This is a genomic window from Sphingomonas sp. P4_G2 (assembly GCF_056401155.1).
In genome coordinates this window covers 128,240-146,844 of sequence record NZ_JBFUJY010000001.1, presented here as the reverse complement: position 1 = coordinate 146,844, position 18,605 = coordinate 128,240, and the positions used below count along the sequence as shown (strand labels likewise).

Sequence of the window (18,605 nt, the reverse complement as noted above, 5' to 3'; positions counted from 1 at the left end):
CCTAAACCCGCCGCAGGCCGTCGCGGTCGATTCGCGCGATTACCTCGTCGCGGATGCTGGGGGTGACGAATTTGGAGATGTCGCCGCCGAACATCGCGATTTCCTTGACCAGCCGGCTGGCGATCGGCTGGAGCGACACGTCGGCCATCAGGAACACCGTTTCGACGCGGTGATTGAGTTGCCGGTTCATGCCCGTGAGCTGATATTCATATTCGAAGTCGGTGACGCCGCGAATGCCGCGGATGACGATCGACGCCCCCTGACTGTCGGCGAAGTCCATCAGCAGCGAGCTGAACCCGACCACCTCGATATTGTCGATGCCGGTCGCCTCGACCTCGCGGCGGACGATCGCGATTCGCTCGTCGTCAGCGAACAAGGGTGACTTGGCGATATTGGTGGTAACCCCGATCACCAGCCGGTCGACCAGCTTCGCGCTGCGCCGGATGATGTCCATATGCCCGAGCGTGATCGGATCGAACGTGCCGGGATAGACCCCGGTGCGAATGGTCATGTCCCCCCTCCCTTCGGCTAGCGGTCGCGCTCTAGCACATAGCGCGCGATGCTGCGCAGCAGGTCGGCCTCCTGCCCATAACCGCGCAGATGATCGATCGCCTGATCGACCAGCATCCGGGCCTGGCCGCGTGCGCGATCGACGCCGAGCAGGGAGACGAACGTCTCTTTCCCCGCGCCTTGGTCCTTCCGCAACTTCTTGCCCGCCTTTTCCTCATCGCCCTCGACGTCGAGCAAATCGTCGGAGATCTGGAACGCGAGCCCGATATCGCGGGCATAGCCACGCAGCCCCGTCCGCCCCTCGGGCGCGACGCGGCCCAGGATCGCGCCCATCTCCACCGCGCAGCTGATCAGCGCGCCGGTCTTCATCGCCTGCAGCCGCGTGACGGTGTTGAGGTCGAACGTCTGGGTTTCGGCTTTCAAGTCCATCGCCTGCCCGCCGGCCATCCCGCCGGGCCCCGCCGCGCGCGCGAGCTCGAGCACCAATTCGGCGCGGACATAGGGATCGGGATGGGTCGCCGGATCGGCGAGCCATTCGAACCCGAGGGCATGCAGGCCGTCACCCGCGAGGATCGCCGCCGCTTCGCTGAAAGCGCGATGCACGGTCGGTTTGCCGCGGCGCATATCGTCATTGTCCATCGCCGGCAGATCGTCATGGATCAGCGAATAGACATGGATTGCCTCGATCGCGCAGGCGGTGCGCGCGGTGCATTCGCGATCGACCCCGAACAGGCCGGCGGTGGCGAAGACCAGCAACGGCCGCAGCCGCTTGCCGCCACCGATCGCCGCATGCCGCATCGCCTGGTACAATTCGGCGCGCGGATCGTCGGGTACCGCGAGCATCACGTCGAAGCGGCGATCGACCTCCGCGCCCACCTGGGTCAACGCGGCCTTGAGCGACGGGGAGGTTGCCACGGCGCCGACGCTCATGCGGCGTTGAACGGCGCGACACCCGCGGGGCGGCCATCCGAATCGAGCCGGATCGCCTCGATTCGCGCCTGCGCCGCGTCGAGCCGCTCGGTGCATTTCTGACGGAGGCGCGTCCCTTCCTCGTAGAGGCGGATGGCGTCATCCAGTTTCGCCTCGCCGCTTTCGAGCTGGCGGACGATTTCCTCGAGGCGCTTCAGCGCGTCCTCGAACGACAGGTCATCGATCGGCGTGTCCATCCGCTACGCTATGCGGCAGCGAACCGGCGGGGGCAACCCGCCGATCCGCCACTTGTAATCAAGCGATATGCAGCAGCCGCGCGACGAAGATCAGCACCATGCCGCCAAGGATCGATGCGATAAGACCCGCCGGATGGAACGGCTCGCTCGCCCTACGATTGAGCAGCTGCAAAACGAAACCGGCAACGAACGAACCAGCGATGCCCAGCAAGATCGTGACGATCCAACCGACGTGGACGGGACCGGGATAGAACCAGCGCGCCAGCGCGCCGACGATCAATCCGACGATGATCATGCGGATGATACCCATTACTTTCTCTCTCCCTAAGGCCATGTGGCGTCAGCAGGATTGCATGACCATTCCGGTTGCACAATGACTCGTTCGAGAAGTCGTTCCCTGGAGAATGCGGACCACGGGACCCGCCATCGGAGCCGTGCGTTCGGCTGACCGAAACGAGAGGCAACCCTATGTTCACCAGCATCAACCCTGCCACCAATGAGCCCGGTCGCAGCTTCGCCGAACTGACCGATGCGCAGGTCGAAGCACGGCTGGCCAAGGCGCACGAGGCCTTCCTCGCCTGGCGCAGCAGCGATTTCGCCGACCGCATGACCCTGCTCCGCCACATCGCCGAGCGGTTCGAGGACGACAAGGATCGGCTGGCGCGGATCGCTACCGAGGAAATGGGCAAGACGCTGAAATCGGCAGTCGCCGAAGTGGAGAAATGCGCGTCCGCCTTTCGTTACTATGCGCTGTACGGGGCGCAACTGCTCAAGGCGGTCGAAGTCGACACGCCGGTCGGCCATGCCGTCACGCGCTGGCTGCCGATGGGGCCCGTGCTGGCGGTGATGCCGTGGAATTTCCCTTATTGGCAAGTGGTCCGCTTCGCCGCACCGGCGATCATGGCCGGCAATGTCGGGCTGTTGAAACACGCTTCTTCGGTCCAGGGCTGCGCCGCCGCGCTGGAGGAGACGATCCTGGCGGCCGGAGCGCCCGAAGGCCTATTCCAGAATCTGGCGATCAAATCGGGCAAGGTCGCCGAGCTGATCGCCGACGACCGTATCGTCGCGGTGACGCTGACCGGCAGCGAAGGAGCAGGTGCCAAGATTGCCGAGGCTGCGGGTCGCGCACTCAAGAAAGTCGTGCTCGAGCTCGGCGGATCGGACCCGTTCGTCGTCATGCCGTCCGCCGATATCGCGCTCGCCGCCAAGACCGCGGTCACCGCGCGGACCCAGAATACGGGCCAGTCGTGCATCTGTGCCAAGCGGATGATCGTCCACGCCGATGTCTATGACGATTTCATGCATGCGTTTTCGGCGGGCATGAAAGCGGTGAAGACCGGCGACCCGATGGATCCGGCAACCGAGATGGGGCCGCTCTCGTCCGAAGAGCAGCGGGAAACCGTGCTCGGCCAGATCGCGAAATTCCGCGACGCCGGCGCGACCTTGCTGTTCGGCGCGGAGAAGCCCGATTTGCCGGGTGCCTATCTGACGCCCGGCGTGCTGGTCGATGTCGATCCCGACAGCGACGTCGCTAAGGAGGAAGTGTTCGGTCCCGTCGCGATGGTCTTCAAGGTCAAGGATATCGACGAGGCCATAGCGCTCTCGAATGACGTGCCGTTCGGGCTGGGATCGTCGGTCTGGACCAATGACGATGCCGAAAAGGAGCGCTTCGCTCGCGACATCGCCGCCGGCATGACCGCGGTCAACCGCATGCTTTCCTCGACTCCCGAGGCGCCGTTCGGCGGGATCAAACGCTCGGGCCATGGCCGCGAACTCGGACCCTGGGGCCTGCACGAATTCATGAACCTGAAGGCCGTGATCGGTTGACTGCCCCCTCATCCGACCATTCCGTCATCCCAGCGAAAGCTGGGATCTCAAGCCGCATCGCAACACCGCACGAGACCCCAGCTTTCGCTGGGGTGACGAAGAATGTCCGCTGGGGTGACGGGATGTTGACTGGATGACGGAGTTGAACGTCGCTCTATCGCGACAGCCTTGACGCCCTACTCAATTCGTCTATGAAACAGCACGGTTCGTCGACGGAGCACGCGCATGCAGCCCGATACCGCCTCTCAGAGATCGCCCGGATTGAAGCTCATCCTGGCGATCGTCATCGCCATGATGCTGACCGTTCCGCTCTTCGCGATCTACCTTCTGGTCTATGATCGCGAGCACCAGTCCGATACCGCACGCAGTTCGATCGCGCAGGGCTGGGGCGGACCGCAGACGCTGATCGGACCGCTGCTGGTCATTCCCTATCGGGCCGAGACCACCACCACCGAGACGGTCGACGGCAAGCAGGTGACCAAGACCGGTATCGAGACGCGCGAATTGGTGCTCTCGCCGGAAACCGCCGATGTCGTGACCAAGATCGCGCCCGAGGTTCGCAAGCGGTCGATCTATGAAGCGGTCGTCTATGGCGCGCACACCGCCGGGCGGGCGCGCTTCGCCTTGCCCGCCGACCTGCTGCGCTATGGCGTCGCCGCCGACAAACTCCAGCTCGATCGTGCCGAACTGCGCTTCGGCGTATCCGATCCGCGTGGTCTCTACGGCGCGCCGCCCAAGGTCACGATCGACGGCGTTGCGCGCTCGCTCCAGCCCGGCAAGGGACCTGGCGAAACCAACGGTGCCGGCTTCTATACCTGGCTCGACGCCACCACGCTCGCGACCAAGCCGATGATCGCCGATTTCGCCTTCGACCTGCGCGGTAACGCGTCGCTGGCCCTGGTCCCGCGTGCCGGCGACACGCGCTGGGCGATCACTTCGCCCTGGCCCAATCCCAGCTTCCAGGGCGGATTCCTGCCAACCGATCGTCATGTCGCGGCTAATGGGTTCACCGCGACCTATCGCGTCGGCAACCTCGCGCTCGGTCGGACATTGGTCGATACCGGCGACACAGCGGCCGCGCCGGTCGTCCCGGCATCGCCCGGCTCCGCATCGGTCGAGCGCACGGCTGCCGCCGGCCCGCAAGCGATGACCGCGCAGGTCGACCTGGTCACGCCGGTTGACCTCTACGACCAGGTCAACCGCTCGGTGAAATACGGTTTCCTGTTCATCGGCTTCACCTTCATGGCGTTCCTGATGTTCGATGTGGTCGGTGGGGTGCGCGTCGCGACGGTCGAATATCTGCTGGTCGGCGCCGGCCTGATCCTGTTCTTCGTGATGCTGCTGGCGTTCGCGGAAGTGGTCGGCTTCACGCTCGCCTATCTGGTCGCGGCAGCCGCGATCGTCGGCTTGCTGACGGCCTATTCGGCAGCGGTGCTCAAGAGCCGCCGGCGCGCCGGGTTCATCCTCGGCCTGCTCGTGGCGCTCTACGCAGTGCTCTATATCCTGCTCAGCCTGGAGGCTTATTCGCTGCTGATCGGATCGCTGCTGCTGTTCGCGGCCCTGGCGGCGGTGATGTTCCTCACCCGCAACATCGACTGGGGACGGACGGCGCCGCCGGTTCCGGTTTAGGCTAAACCATCTGAAAGCCCCTCCCTGTCCGGGGAGGGGCTTTTTTTGTTCTCCGCTCCGCCTCAGATCGTCATGCCACCGTCGATCGTCAGCGTCGTGCCGGTAATGTACGACGCATCCGGCCCCGCCAGGAAAGCGGCGACCCCGGCGACTTCCTCGGCCTCGCCGAAGCGGCCGAGCGGTACCTGGGAGATCAGCAGATCGTGGACCGGCCCCTCGCTGGGCGCCAGATCGGTGGCGATCGGTCCCGGCTGGATGACGTTGACCAGGATCTTGCGGGCGGCGAGATCCCGCGCCCAGCCACGCCCCAATCCGGCCACCGCCGCCTTGGTCGCGCCATAGGTCGCGATGCCCGGAAATGCCGCGGTGTCGCCCGCGATCGATCCGATCAGAATGATCCGTCCGCCGTCGGGGATATGCGGCAGCGCCGCGCGCGTTCCGACGTGCAGGCCGCGAACGTTCACCCCGAACTGGTGGGCGAACGACTCGTCGGTATCCTGATCGACCTCGAAGAACTCGGCGACGCCGGCATTATGGACCAAGATATCGATCCCGCCCAACGCCTTGGCGGCCGCTTCGATCCCGGCACGCTGCGAGGCATCGTCGGCGGCGTCGGCCTGGATCGCCACTGCCTTTCCACCTGCTTGCTCAATAGCCGCGACGGTCGCGTCGGCGGCGGCCTTGTTGCCGGCATAGGTGATCGCGACATCGGCGCCGTCAGCCGCCAGCCGCTTGGCGATCGCCGATCCGATCCCGCGCGATCCACCCGTGACCAGCGCCTTCTTGCCGCCGAGGACCTTGCTATGGGACATGTGTCTTCTCCGAATATCTGCCCGCGATCACGACGTCGTGCGCTGCCGGCGGACCGTGATCTGGGAAGCTCGGTTAAATAGTTCAATATTCCCGAACTATGAAAATCACGAACCTTTCCTATATTCGTCGCATGCCCCGCTTTACCCATCCCCGGCTGGAGGACGTGCCGCTCGATCTGGCGCTCCATGCGCTGGCCGATGCCAATCGTCTGACGATCGTCGCACGACTGGCGGCCGCGACGGGGCTGAGCTGTGCGAACGCCGCGCCATGCGACGCGCCGGTTCCCAAAAGCACGCTATCCAACCATTTGAAGACGCTGCGCGCCGCGGGACTGATCGAAACCACGCAATCGGGCCGCGAGATGATCAACGTGCTGCGCCGCGCCGAGTTCGACCGGCGCTTTCCCGGCCTGCTCGATGCGATACTTGCCAACAACGCGGTTTGACGGGGTTGCACTCCGCAGCCGAAAGGCATAGCCGCACCGCAGCACCGCGATAGGGACACGCAATGGCCGAGTTCAGCCTGCCGAAGAATAGCAAGATCCGCAAGAACGGCACGGTCCACAAGGCACCCGAAGGCGCCACCAATATCCGGCGCTTCAAAATCTATCGCTACGATCCCGACACCGGCGAGAATCCGCGCTACGACATTTTCGAGGTCGACCTCGATACCTGCGGCCCGATGGTGCTCGACGCCCTGATCAAGATGAAGTCCGAGCAGGATTCGTCGCTCACCTTCCGCCGCTCGTGCCGCGAAGGGATTTGCGGATCCTGCTCGATGAACATGGACGGCAAGAACGGCCTCGCCTGCACCACCGCGATTGAGGATTGCAAGTCGGAGGTGACGATCACCCCGCTGCCGCACATGGAAGTGATCAAGGACCTGGTCCCCGACTTCACTCATTTCTATGCGCAATATGCGTCGATCAAGCCGTGGCTGCAGACCGTCACCCCGGCGCCCGCGGGCAAGGAACGGCTGCAGAGCCCCGAGGATCGCGAGAAGCTCGACGGCCTGTACGAATGCATTTTGTGCGCCTGCTGCTCGACCAGCTGCCCGAGCTATTGGTGGAATAGCGACAAGTTCCTCGGCCCGGCGATCCTGCTCCAGGCCTATCGCTGGCTCGCCGACAGCCGCGACGAGATGACTGGCGACCGGCTCGACCAGCTCGAGGATCCGTTCCGCCTCTATCGCTGCCACACGATCATGAATTGCGCGAACGCCTGCCCGAAGGGACTCAATCCCGCCAAGGCGATCGCCGAGATCAAGAAGATGGAAGCCGAGCGGATTGTCTGACGCCCCGGCCGGACCAGTTGTGACCGACGCGCCGAGCCCGCTCTTCCTCTACGACGACGATCCCGATCTGCCCGGCTGGAAGCGCTGGCAGTTTCGCGACTCGACCCGGTTCAATTCCTTCCTCGAGCCGCTCCAGGTCAAGCTGGAGGGCAGTATCGCGCGAGTCCGCATGATGCCGCGCCACGATCATTCCAACATGCGCGACAATGTCCATGGCGGCGCGCTTTTGGGCTTCATGGACGTGTCGCTATTCGCCGCCAGCCGGGCCTTCGGATGCCTGAGCGCCGGCGGCGCGGTGACGCTCGATTTGTCGGCGCAATTCATCGGCGGCGGCATGATCGGCGAGCCGCTCGAGGCGCATATCGAATTGCTGCGCGAAACCAGCCGCATGCTGTTCCTGCGCGGGCTGATCGTGCAGGAAGGCGCGCCGACGATCGCGAGCTTTACGGGGACGTTGCGCAAGTCGTCACCTCCGGGCGGCACCCAATGAGGCGCTCTTTCTCCCTCTCCTCATCGGGGAGAGGGCGTTGATGAAGGTCATCGACCAATATCAAGCCCTGATCGCGGCGGGCGAACTGCGCGCTGATCCAGACCAGGAAGCCGCCGCCCGGCGCCTCGACCGGCTGCAGCAGGAACTCGAAGCCCAGCCCAAACGCGGATCGGTGTTGTGGCGCGCGCTCGGCCGCAAGCCCGATTCCCCGCGCGGCATCTATATGTGGGGCGATGTCGGGCGCGGCAAATCGATGCTGATGGACCTGTTCTTCGGGTGCCTGGCAATCAACCGCAAACGTCGCGTCCATTTTGCCGAATTCATGCTCGAAGTGCACCAGCGCATTGCCGAGGAGCGCAAGAAGGAGGTCGGCGACCCGATCGCGCCCGTCGCCGCCGCGCTGGCCGATGAAGCGCGGCTGCTCGCGTTCGACGAGATGATGGTGACCAACTCGCCCGACGCGATGATCCTGTCACGATTGTTCACCGCGCTGATCGAAGCCGGCGTGACCGTCGTCACCACCTCCAACCGGCCGCCGAAGGACCTCTACAAGAACGGCCTCAACCGCGAGCATTTCCTGCCCTTTATCGACCTGATCGAGCAGCGCCTCGATGTGCTGCCTTTGAACGGCCCGGTCGATTATCGCCGCGACCGGCTCGGCCAGCAGGAAACCTGGCTGGTGCCCAACGGTCCCGAAGTGACCAAGGAATTGTCCGCCGCTTTCTTCCGCCTGACCGACTATCCGCCCGAGGACGCCGCGCATGTGCCGAGCGAGGATATCCCGGTCCAGGGCGGACGGACGCTGCATGTGCCCAAGTCGCTCAAGGGCGTCGCCGTGTTCAGCTTCAAGCGATTATGCGCGGAAGCGCGTGGAAGCGCCGATTATCTCGCGATCGCACGGCGCTATCATACCGTGATCGTGGTCGGCATCCCCAAACTCGGGCCCGACAACCGCAACGAGGCGGCGCGCTTCGTCTCGCTGATCGACGCCCTCTACGAGCACAAGGTCAAATTGCTCGCCGCCGCCGATGCCGAACCCGCCGACCTCTACCCCAAGGGCGACGGCCGCTTCGAGTTCGAGCGCACCGTCAGCCGGCTCGAGGAAATGCGCTCCGACGACTATTTGGCGCAAGGTCACGGGCTGGGTGACGCCGGCTTCCACGCGGCGTCAAAGTAGCGACCGCATTATCGCCGCATCGCCCGGTACAGACGGATGGTGCCAGTCGGCGTGTCGAACGCCCGTGTCTCGACAATGTCCGTGAAGCCCGCTTCGGCGATCAGGTCCGGCAGGATGCCGTCGGCTTGCGGACCCGTATCGGCGACCCCGTCGACCATCTGCACCGTCATCCGGAACAGCAGACGCATCACGGCGCCGGCTTGTCGCCCGTAATCAGCGATGTGCAGCTCGCCGCCCGGCAGCAGCAGATCGTATGCCGCTGCCAGGGTGGCGCGTTTTTCGACCAGCGGCACCTGGTGCAGCACCAGGCTCGACAGGATCTTGGTCACGCCCCAGCCACCGAACAGACCGGCGACATCGCGCCCGAAACCGTCGAGCAGTTGCAGCGAAACCCCGGCAGCGGCAGCCTTGCGACGCGCGAGCCGCAAGATCGCCGGGTCGGGATCGACCCCCATCAGGCTTGCCCCCGAATCCGCGGCCGCCAACCGGATCAGCATCGATCCCGTCCCGCACCCCAAGTCGACGATCACGTCGTCGCGTGCTGGCGCGACTTGTGCGACGAGCGCGTCTCGCCACGCCTTCTCGCGCGTCAGCAAAATGACCAGCCCGTCGTACAAGGGCGTCAGCCAGCGGCAGCCGGCAGCCGGCGTGAATCGGGCGGGCGCGGGCAGAGTATCCTCGGTCATCAACCTTCTCCTCGCGCCGGGGCCTAGCCGGGAAGCGGGGCGAGCGGCTTGAACGAAACGCCTGCTATCGCGCGGCGCGTATCCTGAACGAGGCCAGGCCACGCGCGGGCGACACACCGAACCAGCGCCGGAGCTGGCGCGTGAAATGCGCCTGATCGGCATAGCCTGCTGCTGCGGCCGCCTCGGCCAGGCCGGCACCGTCCATGAGGGCGCGGGCCGCGGTCTTGAGGCGCCCCCATTGCCGCAGCCGGATCGGCGGGGCGCCAAGCAATTCGACGCATAGCGCGCGGAAGCGGCTGGGAGACAAGTTCCATGCCCTGGCCCAATCGCGTGGCCCCTGCTCGGTCGGCGCATTCTCGATCAGCGCCCGCAACCGTGCCGCCCTGCCGTCGCTGCCGACTACGAGCTGACCGGCCAGTGCGACCAGGTCGGCCGCGCCGCCCATCATGCGCCGTGCACCAAGCCGCCCCGCGAACAAGCGCGCCAGGGGCAATTGCGGTTCGACATAGACGGACCGCACACGCCGTCCGATCGGACCCATCCAATGCCGCGTATTGGGCGCGATCAGGACCGCATCGGCAACGAATCTGGTTTCGCCTTCTCCGACCAGCTCGATCGGTCCGTCGAGACCGATGCTGAGTTGGAACGCGAGATGGCTGTGCGCCGCATTCTCGCCGATCCAGCCGTCCAGATCGATATAGCCGTCGCCGACGAACAGCGTCCCCACGGCATCTGAGGACGCTTCGTCGGGTCCGGGCATACCCGAGTCTTTGCCAACCCTGTCCTGCATCGACCATTCCGCCAAAAGGTGTGCGCAGCTTTATCAGGCTTGCCGTTCAAGGCCATCCGAATACAAATACGCTGGGCGATTGCGTGCCGCCGGCATCCGGCAAAGCCGCGCCCTCACGATGGAATTGCGCCCGCCCCAATCCAGGAGAAGCTGCATGATCGTCACCACTACCGAGAACGTCGCCGGCCACAACGTCGTCAGGAATCTGGGCCAGGTGTTCGGCGTCGTCGTCCGCAGCCGGGGCCTGGGCGGCAATATCACCGCCGGCCTGCGCTCGATCGTCGGCGGCGAGATTCCCGAATATACCAAGCTGGTCGAGGATGCGCGGCGGCACGCGATCGACCGCATGATTCAGAACGCGACCGTGATGGGCGCCAATGCCGTCGTCATGATGCGCTTCGACTCGGGCGAGATCGCGCAGGCGATGAACGAGGTCGTCGCTTATGGCACGGCGGTCGTCCTCGACCCGGCCCCCTGACATGTTGCGCAACGTCGTCCTGGCACTCGGCCTTGCCTGGCTGGCGGTCGGGCTGTGGGTCACCTTGGTCGACGCCGCCGGCTGGCCGATGCTGATTGTCCCGGCGATCCTCGTCGCCGGGATCGTGTTCGAACGCGTCAATTACCGCGGCAATGCCAGCACGCCGCTCGACGCCAATTGGCGACCGACCAACGAACGCTTTCTCGACGAGGCGACCGGGCGGCCGATCACTGTCTGGTTCAACGCATCAACCGGCGAGCGCCGTTATATCGATGATTGACGCACTATTGCACTTGCGAATGAATTGCAGTAATGCAAGTTAATTCCTCCCGTTTAGCGGTTGCTTCGGGGCCGCCAAGCGCCTAAGCGCCGTCGCGTCCCGCGCGCCTTGGGGTGCGCCCACTCGCGCTTAGGAGTGCTCATGGCCCGCAAGAAGATCGCGCTGATCGGCGCCGGCAATATCGGCGGCACGCTCGCCCATCTCGCCGCCCAGAAGGAATTGGGCGACATCGTCCTGTTCGATGTCGTCGAGGGTGTGCCCCAGGGCAAGGCGCTCGACCTCAGCCAGTGCGGCCCGATCGAGGGCTTCGACGCGAAGATCACCGGCTCGAACGATTACAAGGATATCGCAGGCGCGGACGTCATCATCGTCACCGCCGGCGTCGCCCGCAAGCCGGGCATGAGCCGCGACGATCTGCTCGGTATCAACCTCAAGGTAATGAAGGCGGTCGGTGAGGGCATCAAGAACAACGCCCCCGACGCGTTCGTCATCTGCATCACCAACCCGCTCGACGCGATGGTCTGGGCGCTGCGCGAATTCTCCGGCCTGCCGCACAACAAGGTCGTCGGCATGGCGGGCGTGCTCGACTCGGCGCGCTTCAGCCATTTCATCGCCGACGAGTTCGGCGTGTCGGCGCGCGACGTCACCACCTTCGTGCTCGGCGGCCATGGCGACACGATGGTCCCGGTGGTGCAATATTCGACCGTCGCGGGCATCCCGGTCCCCGACCTGATCAAGATGGGCAAGTCGACGCAGGAGCGGATCGACGCGATCGTCAAGCGCACCCGCGGCGGCGGCGGCGAGATCGTTGCTTTGCTCGGCACCGGCTCGGCTTATTACGCCCCCGCGACCAGCGGCATCGCGATGGCCGAAGCCTATCTCGGCGACCAGAAGCGGCTGCTGCCATGCGCCGCTTATGTCGACGGCAAATATGGTCTCGACGGCCTTTATGTCGGCGTGCCGGTGATCATCGGCGCCGGCGGTGTCGAGGAGATCGTCGAGATCGCGCTGGACGATGAAGCCAAGGCGAACCTCGGTGTCTCGGTCGACGCGGTCAAGGAATTGCTGGTGGCTTGCAAGGGCATCGACGGCTCGCTGGCGTGATACCGATGCGTTCCTCCTTGGGGCTGGCAGGCTGCGTTACAGCGGCGCTGATTCTCGCCACCGCGCCGGCCGCAGCGGCGGACGATCCGAACCTGCAACCGGCCCCGCAGGCGACGATCGTCGCTGCAGCAAAGGCTTGCCTGGGTACGACGACCGACCCCGCCAGCCAGGCGACTCGCTTCGCGGGCTGGACACCCGCGACGGCCGACCAGAGCAAGGGGCTTGATAACGGCCCCGACGGCACCGTCCTGCAGCGCGACAACGTCCTGGTGATCTACAAGACCGGGATCGATGGCGGCTGCGTCGTGATGGCCAAGGGCGACGCCTCGTTCAATCCGGCGACCTTCTATCCGCAAGTCAGTGCGGCGGTCGGCGCCACGGTGCAGGCCCCGATACCGGGCGGCCAACCGACGCCGATCGCGCTCCCGAACAGCGAATTGATTATCCCGGTCGTCACACCGAAGACCGATAGCACCGCCTCCACCATCATCCTCGTCATCGGCAACAGTGCCGCCAAAGACGCGAAGAAGGAAAACTGATGTCCATCCTCGTCGACAAGAACACCAAGGTCATCACCCAGGGGATGACTGGCGAAACCGGCAGCTTCCACACCAAGGCGGCGCTCGATTACGGCACGCAGATGGTCGGTGGCGTGACGCCGGGCAAGGGCGGCACCGAGCATCTCGGCCTGCCGGTCTACGACACCGTCGCCGAGGCGGTGAGCAAGACCGGCGCGACCGCGTCGGTGATCTACGTCCCGCCGCCCTTCGCCGCGGATTCGATCCTCGAGGCGATCGACGCCGAAGTGCCGCTGATCGTGACGATCACCGAAGGCATTCCGGTGCTCGACATGGTCAAGGTCAAGCGCGCTTTGTCCGGCTCCAAGTCGCGGCTGATCGGCCCGAACTGTCCCGGCGTGCTGACGCCCGGCGAGTGCAAGATCGGCATCATGCCGGGCAGCATCTTCAAGAAGGGCTCCGTGGGCGTTGTAAGCCGCTCGGGTACGCTTACCTATGAAGCCGTGTTCCAGACCTCGAATGCAGGGCTTGGCCAGACCACCGCGGTCGGGATCGGCGGCGACCCGGTCAACGGCACCAATTTCATCGACGTGCTCGAACTGTTCCTGGCCGATGACGAGACCAAGTCGATCATCATGATCGGCGAGATCGGCGGATCGGCCGAAGAAGAAGCGGCGCAGTTCCTGAAGGACGAAGCCAAGCGCGGCCGCAAGAAGCCGATGGCCGGCTTCATCGCCGGCCGCACGGCGCCTCCGGGCCGCCGCATGGGCCATGCCGGGGCGATCGTGTCGGGCGGCCAGGGCGGCGCCGAGGACAAGATCGCGGCGATGGAATCGGCCGGCATCAAGGTTTCGGCCAGCCCGAGCCTGCTCGGCGAGACGCTGCTCGAGGTGTTGAAGGGTTGATGATTCTTCCTTCTCCCCTTGTGGGAGAAGGATAGCGAAGCTTGGCAGCTTGCTGCCTAGCGGAGCTTGGATGAGGGGAGCGGCGCCCAGGCGCCGCGCGAGCCTTCGGCTCGCTCCCCTCACCCTCCCACTCGGCTCCGCCGAGCGGGCCCCTCCCTCTCCCACAAGGGGAGAGGGGAAGGAGAAGTAAGATGGGCTACGAAGGTCTGGATTTCAGCGAGATCGCGGCGGGAGTATCGCCTGCGTTCGTGGAAGCGCTGTACAGGAAGTTCAAGGAATCGCCGGAGTCGGTCGAGCCGTCATGGCGCGGCTGGTTCGAGGGGCTGGAGAGCGGCCCGTCGACCGCGAGCTGGGCGAACCCCGCCTGGCCGCTGGCGTCGACCGACGATCTGACCGCTGCGCTCGACCCGACCCAGATGGAGCCCGCGCCCAAGCCCGCGCGCGGCGGCACTCCCGTGCCGACTCCGGCCGCCAAGCCGGCCAGCCAGGACGATATCGTCAAGGCGGCGAGCGACTCGATCCGTGCGATGCTGTTGATCCGCACCTATCGCGTACGCGGTCACCTCGCGGCGACGCTCGATCCGCTCGGCCTTATCCGGCAGGACCTGCCCGACGACCTCAAGACCGAATATTACGGCTTTTCCGAAAGCGACATCGATCGCCCGGTCTACATGGGCGGCACGATGGGGCTGCAATGGGCGACGATCCGCGAACTCGTCGACATCCTGCGCGCCAATTACTGCGGCAATGTCGGCCTCGAATATATGCACATCGCCGATGTCGAGGAACGCCGCTTCCTGCAGGAGCGGATGGAGGGCAAGGACAAGGCCATCCAGTTCACCGTCGATGGCAAGAAGGCGATCCTCAATAAAGTGATCGAGGCCGAGCAGTGGGAACGCTTCGCCGGCAAGAAGTTCGTCGGCACCAAGCGCTTCGGCCTCGACGGCGGCGAAGCGATGATCCCCGCGCTCGAAAGCGTGATCAAATATGGCGGCGCGATGGGCGTCAACGAGATCGTCTTCGGCATGGCGCATCGCGGCCGCCTCAACGTGCTGGCCAACGTCATGGCCAAGCCGTTGCGCGTGATCTTCCACGAATTCGGCGGCGGTTCGGCCAACCCCGAGGACGTCGGCGGATCGGGTGACGTGAAGTACCATCTTGGCACCTCGACGGACCGCGAGTTCGACGGGATCAAGGTCCATATGTCGCTGGTCGCCAACCCCTCGCACCTCGAGGCGGAGGACCCGGTCGTGCTCGGCAAGGTCCGCGCGATCCAGACGCTGGCCGGCGACCTCGAGGAGCATAGCCACTCGCTGCCGGTGCTGATCCATGGCGACGCGGCGTTCGCGGGCCAGGGCATCGTCTGGGAATGCTTCGGCTTCTCCGGCATCCGTGGTTACAATACTGGTGGCTGCATCCACTTCGTCATCAACAACCAGATCGGCTTCACCACCAGCCCGCAATTCGCGCGCTCGTCGCCTTATTGCTCGGACGTCGCCAAGGGCGTCCAGGCGCCGATCTTCCACGTCAATGGCGACGACCCCGAAGCGGTGACCTTCGCCTGCAAGATGGCGATCGAGTTCCGCCAGAAATTCCATCGCGACATCGTTATCGACATGTGGTGCTATCGCCGCTTCGGCCATAACGAAGGCGACGAGCCGAGCTTCACCCAGCCTTTGATGTACAAGGCGATCCGCCAGCATCCCGGCGTCAGCGAAGTCTATGGCAAGCGGCTGATCGCCGAGGGCGTGGTCGACCAGGCCTGGATCGACACGATCACGCATCAGTTCGATACCTTGCTCGAAGGCGAGTTCGAAGCGGGCGCATCGTACAAAGCGAACAAGGCCGACTGGTTCGCCGGCCGCTGGTCGGGGCTGCACGCGCCGGCCGATGCTGAGAGCGCGCGGCGCAACGTCGAGACAGGCATCGAGCGCAAATTGTTCGACAGTCTGGGCCGCACGCTGACCACGATCCCCGAGGATTTGACCGTCCACAAGGCGCTCAACCGCGTGATCGACGCCAAGCGCGAGATGTTCAAGTCGGGCGAGAATTTCGACTGGGCGACCGGTGAGGCGCTGGCATTCGGGTCGCTGCTGTCCGAAGGCTATGGCGTCCGCCTGTCGGGCCAGGATTCGGGCCGCGGCACGTTCTCGCAGCGCCACGCTGTCTGGGTCGACCAGAATGACGAGCACAAATACGTGCCGCTCTGGAGCGTCGAGCACGGCAATTTCGAAGTGCTCGATTCGCCGCTCAGCGAATATGGCGTGCTCGGTTTCGAATACGGCTATGCGCTCGCGGATCCCAAGACGCTGGTGATCTGGGAAGCGCAGTTCGGCGATTTCGCCAACGGCGCGCAGATCATGATCGACCAGTTCATCGCGTCGGGCGAAGCCAAGTGGCTGCGCGCCAACGGCCTGGTGATGATGCTGCCGCACGGTTACGAAGGCCAGGGGCCCGAGCACAGCTCGGCGCGCCCCGAACGCTTCCTCCAGCTCTGCGCCGGCGACAATATGCAAGTCGCCAATTGCACCACGCCGGCCAACATCTTCCATCTGTTGCGTCGCCAGATGCACCGGACGTTCCGCAAGCCTTTGGTGATCTTCACGCCCAAGTCGCTGCTGCGCCACAAGCGCGCGGTGTCGAAGGCCGAGGATTTCCTGGGCGACAGCCACTTCCGCCGGCTATTGTCGGATCCGGATGCGTCGGCCGACCAGGATACCAAGCGGCTGGTGCTGTGCTCGGGCAAGGTCGCCTATGACCTGTTCGAGGCACGCGACGCGGCGGGCGACAAGAACACCCAGATCGTTCGTGTCGAGCAACTCTATCCGTTCCCGGGCGACCCGCTCGCCGAGCGCGTCCGCCGGATGCCCAATCTCGAAGAGATCGTCTGGGCGCAGGAAGAGCCGCGCAACAACGGTTATTGGTTCTTCGTCGAGCCGCTGATCGAGGAAGCGCTGACCGCCGCCAAGTGCAAGGTGAAGCGCGCGCGCTACGCCGGCCGCGCTGCTTCGGCGTCGCCCGCGACGGGCCTCGCCAAGCGCCACCAGACCGAACAGGCCGCGCTCGTCGCCGACGCGCTGGGCCATAACGTACGCGAAGAAATCCGCCGCACGCGGAAGAGCTAATCCGCCCGTCACCCCAGCGAAAGCCGGGGTTTCGAGCGGCAGATACCAATCATGAGATCCCGGCTTCCGCTGGGATGACGAGGTGAAGATGGCAACCGAAGTCAATGTCCCCACGCTGGGCGAATCGATCGTCGAGGCAACTGTCGGCGAATGGCTGAAACAGCCGGGCGATCCGGTGAAGGCCGACGAACCCATCGTCAGCCTGGAAACCGACAAGGTCGCGGTCGAAGTGCCCTCGCCGGTCGCCGGCGTGATGGGCCAGCATGCGGTTGCGGTCGGCGACAATGTCGCGGTCGGCGCGTTGCTCGCCACGATCGAGGCAGGCGGTGCCGGCGCCGCCGCACCGGCCCCTGCCCCGGCGGCGCCCGCGCCGACGCTCGCCTCTTCCCCCGCCGCGACCGCCGGTCCGCAGGCGCCGGCATCGGGCGATACACCCGCCGCGCTCAGCCCCTCGGTGCGCCGTGCGGTGCTCGAAACCGGCGTCGATCCCGCGACGGTCAAGGGCACCGGCAAGGACGGCCGGCTGACCAAGGACGACGTGCTCGCTGCCGCCGCAACCCCCGCCGCACCCGCGCCAGCTGCCGAGCCGGTCCAGACCCCATCGGTCGCCGCCTCAACCGGCCGCAAGGAAGAGCGCGTCCGCATGACGCGCCTGCGCCAGACCGTCGCCAAGCGGCTCAAGGACGCGCAAAACACCGCGGCGATGCTGACGACGTTCAACGACGTCGACATGTCGGCGGTGATCGAAGCGCGGACCAAGTATAAGGATCTGTTCGAGAAGAAGCACGGCGTCCGGTTGGGCTTCATGGGCTTCTTCGTGAAGGCCGCCTGCATGGCGCTGAAGGACGTGCCCGCGGTCAACGGCCAGATCGACGGCGAGGAAATCGTCTATCACGATTATGCCGACATCTCGGTCGCCGTCTCGGCGCCGCAGGGCCTGGTCGTGCCGGTGATCCGCGACGCCGACCAGCTGTCGGTCGCCGGCATCGAGAAGACGATCGGCGATTTCGGCAAGCGCGCCAAGGACGGCACGCTCAAGATGGAGGAGATGAAGGGCGGTACCTTCACCATCTCTAACGGCGGCGTGTTCGGCTCGCTGATGTCGACCCCGATCATCAACCCGCCGCAATCGGCGGTGCTCGGCCTCCACCGTATCGAGGACCGCCCGGTAGTCCGCGACGGCCAGGTGGTGGTGCGCCCGATGATGTATCTCGCGCTCAGCTACGACCATCGCCTGATCGACGGTCGCGAGGCGGTGACCTTCCTGGTCGCGCTTAAGAACGCGATTGAGGACCCGACGCGGATTTTGATCGACCTGTAAGTCCCTGCAGTGCTCCTGCGAAAGCAGGAGCCCAGGGTTATATCGCGGGCCGCTGGAGATTTGGCCCTGGGTTCCTGCTTTCGCAGGAACGCATGAGGAAGGAGACCGACCACGAAGTCAGGCTGCGTCTACCTGATGGCGAGCGGGCGAAACGGCGCGCTATATCTGGGCGTTACCAGCGATCTGCCGGGGCGGGCCTATCTGCACCGCAACAAGGTGGTCGACGGTTTCTCCAAGAAGCATGGCTGCACGCTCCTTGTTTGGTACGAAGCGTATGACGATCTTCAAGAAGCACGGCGTCGCGAATTGCAAATGAAAAAATGGAAGCGGAGCTGGAAGATCGAGGTAATCGAGCGGGACAACCCGCAGTGGAAGGATTTGTACGACACGCTGTTCTGATGCGTATCGCTGTTTTTATCAGTGCTCCTGCGAAAGCAGGAGCCCAGGGCCGCGAAGGGCTCTGTTACCCTAGGCTCCTGCTTTCGCAGGAGCA

General features: G+C 65.1%; 21 protein-coding genes. 14 read left to right on the top strand and 7 right to left on the bottom strand.

Annotated elements, in window-relative coordinates:
* Position 1 precedes the first annotated feature (1 nt).
* Genes coaD through AC1DRD_RS00680 form a run of 4 tightly spaced genes read right to left on the bottom strand, consistent with a single transcriptional unit; the run spans position 2 to position 1,986 of the window.
* Positions 2–511: a pantetheine-phosphate adenylyltransferase gene (coaD, locus tag AC1DRD_RS00695; protein ID WP_478030527.1), complete on the bottom strand. Its 510-nt coding sequence runs from the start codon at positions 509–511 to the stop codon at positions 2–4.
* A 17-nt stretch (positions 512–528) separates the two neighbouring features.
* Complete coding sequence (locus tag AC1DRD_RS00690) at positions 529–1,425, bottom strand: polyprenyl synthetase family protein (protein WP_478039560.1); 897 nt, start codon at positions 1,423–1,425, stop codon at positions 529–531.
* Positions 1,426–1,436: 11 nt separating this feature from the next.
* Positions 1,437–1,676, bottom strand: a complete 240-nt coding sequence (locus AC1DRD_RS00685) for an exodeoxyribonuclease VII small subunit (RefSeq protein WP_066590374.1) — start codon at positions 1,674–1,676, stop codon at positions 1,437–1,439.
* 58 nt (positions 1,677–1,734) lie between these two features.
* Positions 1,735–1,986, bottom strand: a complete 252-nt coding sequence (locus tag AC1DRD_RS00680) for a GlsB/YeaQ/YmgE family stress response membrane protein (protein WP_478030531.1) — start codon at positions 1,984–1,986, stop codon at positions 1,735–1,737.
* Between the two features lie 158 nt (positions 1,987–2,144).
* Here AC1DRD_RS00680 and AC1DRD_RS00675 point away from each other — a divergent pair, with 158 nt between their 5' ends.
* Positions 2,145–3,503 (top strand): NAD-dependent succinate-semialdehyde dehydrogenase, encoded by a 1,359-nt coding sequence (locus AC1DRD_RS00675; RefSeq protein WP_478039559.1) that lies wholly within the window; start codon positions 2,145–2,147, stop codon positions 3,501–3,503.
* A gap of 225 nt (positions 3,504–3,728) precedes the next feature.
* Positions 3,729–5,132 (top strand): cell envelope integrity protein CreD, encoded by a 1,404-nt coding sequence (gene creD, locus AC1DRD_RS00670; RefSeq protein WP_478039558.1) that lies wholly within the window; start codon positions 3,729–3,731, stop codon positions 5,130–5,132.
* Positions 5,133–5,194: 62 nt separating this feature from the next.
* On the opposite strand, the gene AC1DRD_RS00665 is transcribed toward creD, so the two are convergent.
* Positions 5,195–5,944: an SDR family NAD(P)-dependent oxidoreductase gene (locus AC1DRD_RS00665; protein ID WP_478039556.1), complete on the bottom strand. Its 750-nt coding sequence runs from the start codon at positions 5,942–5,944 to the stop codon at positions 5,195–5,197.
* A 131-nt stretch (positions 5,945–6,075) separates the two neighbouring features.
* Between AC1DRD_RS00665 and AC1DRD_RS00660 the strand changes: the two genes are divergently transcribed.
* The 4 genes from AC1DRD_RS00660 to zapE all read left to right on the top strand — a co-directional run bounded on the left by AC1DRD_RS00660 (position 6,076) and on the right by zapE (position 8,905).
* On the top strand, positions 6,076–6,390 hold the full coding sequence (locus tag AC1DRD_RS00660; protein ID WP_478039554.1) for an ArsR/SmtB family transcription factor: 315 nt from the start codon (positions 6,076–6,078) through the stop codon (positions 6,388–6,390).
* Between the two features lie 62 nt (positions 6,391–6,452).
* Complete coding sequence (locus AC1DRD_RS00655; protein ID WP_066825678.1) at positions 6,453–7,238, top strand: succinate dehydrogenase iron-sulfur subunit; 786 nt, start codon at positions 6,453–6,455, stop codon at positions 7,236–7,238.
* Positions 7,231–7,728, top strand: coding sequence for a PaaI family thioesterase (locus AC1DRD_RS00650; RefSeq protein WP_478039552.1), 498 nt, complete (start codon positions 7,231–7,233; stop codon positions 7,726–7,728). Before AC1DRD_RS00655 ends, AC1DRD_RS00650 begins: the two co-directional genes overlap by 8 nt.
* Before the next feature lie 40 nt (positions 7,729–7,768).
* Positions 7,769–8,905, top strand: a complete 1,137-nt coding sequence (gene zapE / locus AC1DRD_RS00645) for a cell division protein ZapE (RefSeq protein WP_478039550.1) — start codon at positions 7,769–7,771, stop codon at positions 8,903–8,905.
* An 8-nt stretch (positions 8,906–8,913) separates the two neighbouring features.
* Here zapE and AC1DRD_RS00640 read toward each other — a convergent pair whose 3' ends face one another.
* Positions 8,914–9,591 carry a class I SAM-dependent methyltransferase gene (locus AC1DRD_RS00640; protein WP_478039549.1) on the bottom strand — a complete coding sequence of 226 codons (678 nt, stop codon included), beginning with the start codon at positions 9,589–9,591 and terminating at the stop codon, positions 8,914–8,916.
* Positions 9,592–9,655: 64 nt separating this feature from the next.
* Complete coding sequence (locus AC1DRD_RS00635) at positions 9,656–10,351, bottom strand: helix-turn-helix domain-containing protein (RefSeq protein WP_478039547.1); 696 nt, start codon at positions 10,349–10,351, stop codon at positions 9,656–9,658.
* A gap of 184 nt (positions 10,352–10,535) precedes the next feature.
* On the opposite strand from AC1DRD_RS00635, the gene AC1DRD_RS00630 reads away from it, so the two are divergent.
* The 8 genes from AC1DRD_RS00630 (at position 10,536) to AC1DRD_RS00595 (ending at position 18,511) form a co-directional block, all read left to right on the top strand.
* The gene (locus AC1DRD_RS00630; protein ID WP_478039546.1) at positions 10,536–10,859 is read left to right on the top strand and encodes a YbjQ family protein; all 324 of its coding nucleotides are present in this window, start codon (positions 10,536–10,538) and stop codon (positions 10,857–10,859) included.
* A 1-nt stretch (position 10,860) separates the two neighbouring features.
* Positions 10,861–11,139, top strand: coding sequence for a hypothetical protein (locus AC1DRD_RS00625; RefSeq protein WP_478039544.1), 279 nt, complete (start codon positions 10,861–10,863; stop codon positions 11,137–11,139).
* Between the two features lie 141 nt (positions 11,140–11,280).
* Entirely contained in the window at positions 11,281–12,243 is a 963-nt protein-coding gene (mdh, locus tag AC1DRD_RS00620; protein WP_478039542.1) for a malate dehydrogenase, read from the top strand.
* A gap of 5 nt (positions 12,244–12,248) precedes the next feature.
* Positions 12,249–12,782: a hypothetical protein gene (locus AC1DRD_RS00615; protein WP_478039540.1), complete on the top strand. Its 534-nt coding sequence runs from the start codon at positions 12,249–12,251 to the stop codon at positions 12,780–12,782.
* The gene (gene sucD, locus AC1DRD_RS00610) at positions 12,782–13,666 is read left to right on the top strand and encodes a succinate--CoA ligase subunit alpha (RefSeq protein ID WP_066587047.1); all 885 of its coding nucleotides are present in this window, start codon (positions 12,782–12,784) and stop codon (positions 13,664–13,666) included. Before AC1DRD_RS00615 ends, sucD begins: the two co-directional genes overlap by 1 nt.
* Before the next feature lie 191 nt (positions 13,667–13,857).
* Entirely contained in the window at positions 13,858–16,791 is a 2,934-nt protein-coding gene (locus AC1DRD_RS00605; protein WP_478039538.1) for a 2-oxoglutarate dehydrogenase E1 component, read from the top strand.
* An 88-nt stretch (positions 16,792–16,879) separates the two neighbouring features.
* Positions 16,880–18,112 (top strand): 2-oxoglutarate dehydrogenase complex dihydrolipoyllysine-residue succinyltransferase, encoded by a 1,233-nt coding sequence (gene odhB, locus AC1DRD_RS00600; protein ID WP_478030555.1) that lies wholly within the window; start codon positions 16,880–16,882, stop codon positions 18,110–18,112.
* A gap of 132 nt (positions 18,113–18,244) precedes the next feature.
* Positions 18,245–18,511 (top strand): GIY-YIG nuclease family protein, encoded by a 267-nt coding sequence (locus AC1DRD_RS00595; RefSeq protein WP_478040595.1) that lies wholly within the window; start codon positions 18,245–18,247, stop codon positions 18,509–18,511.
* The last annotated feature ends 94 nt before the right edge of the window (positions 18,512–18,605 follow it).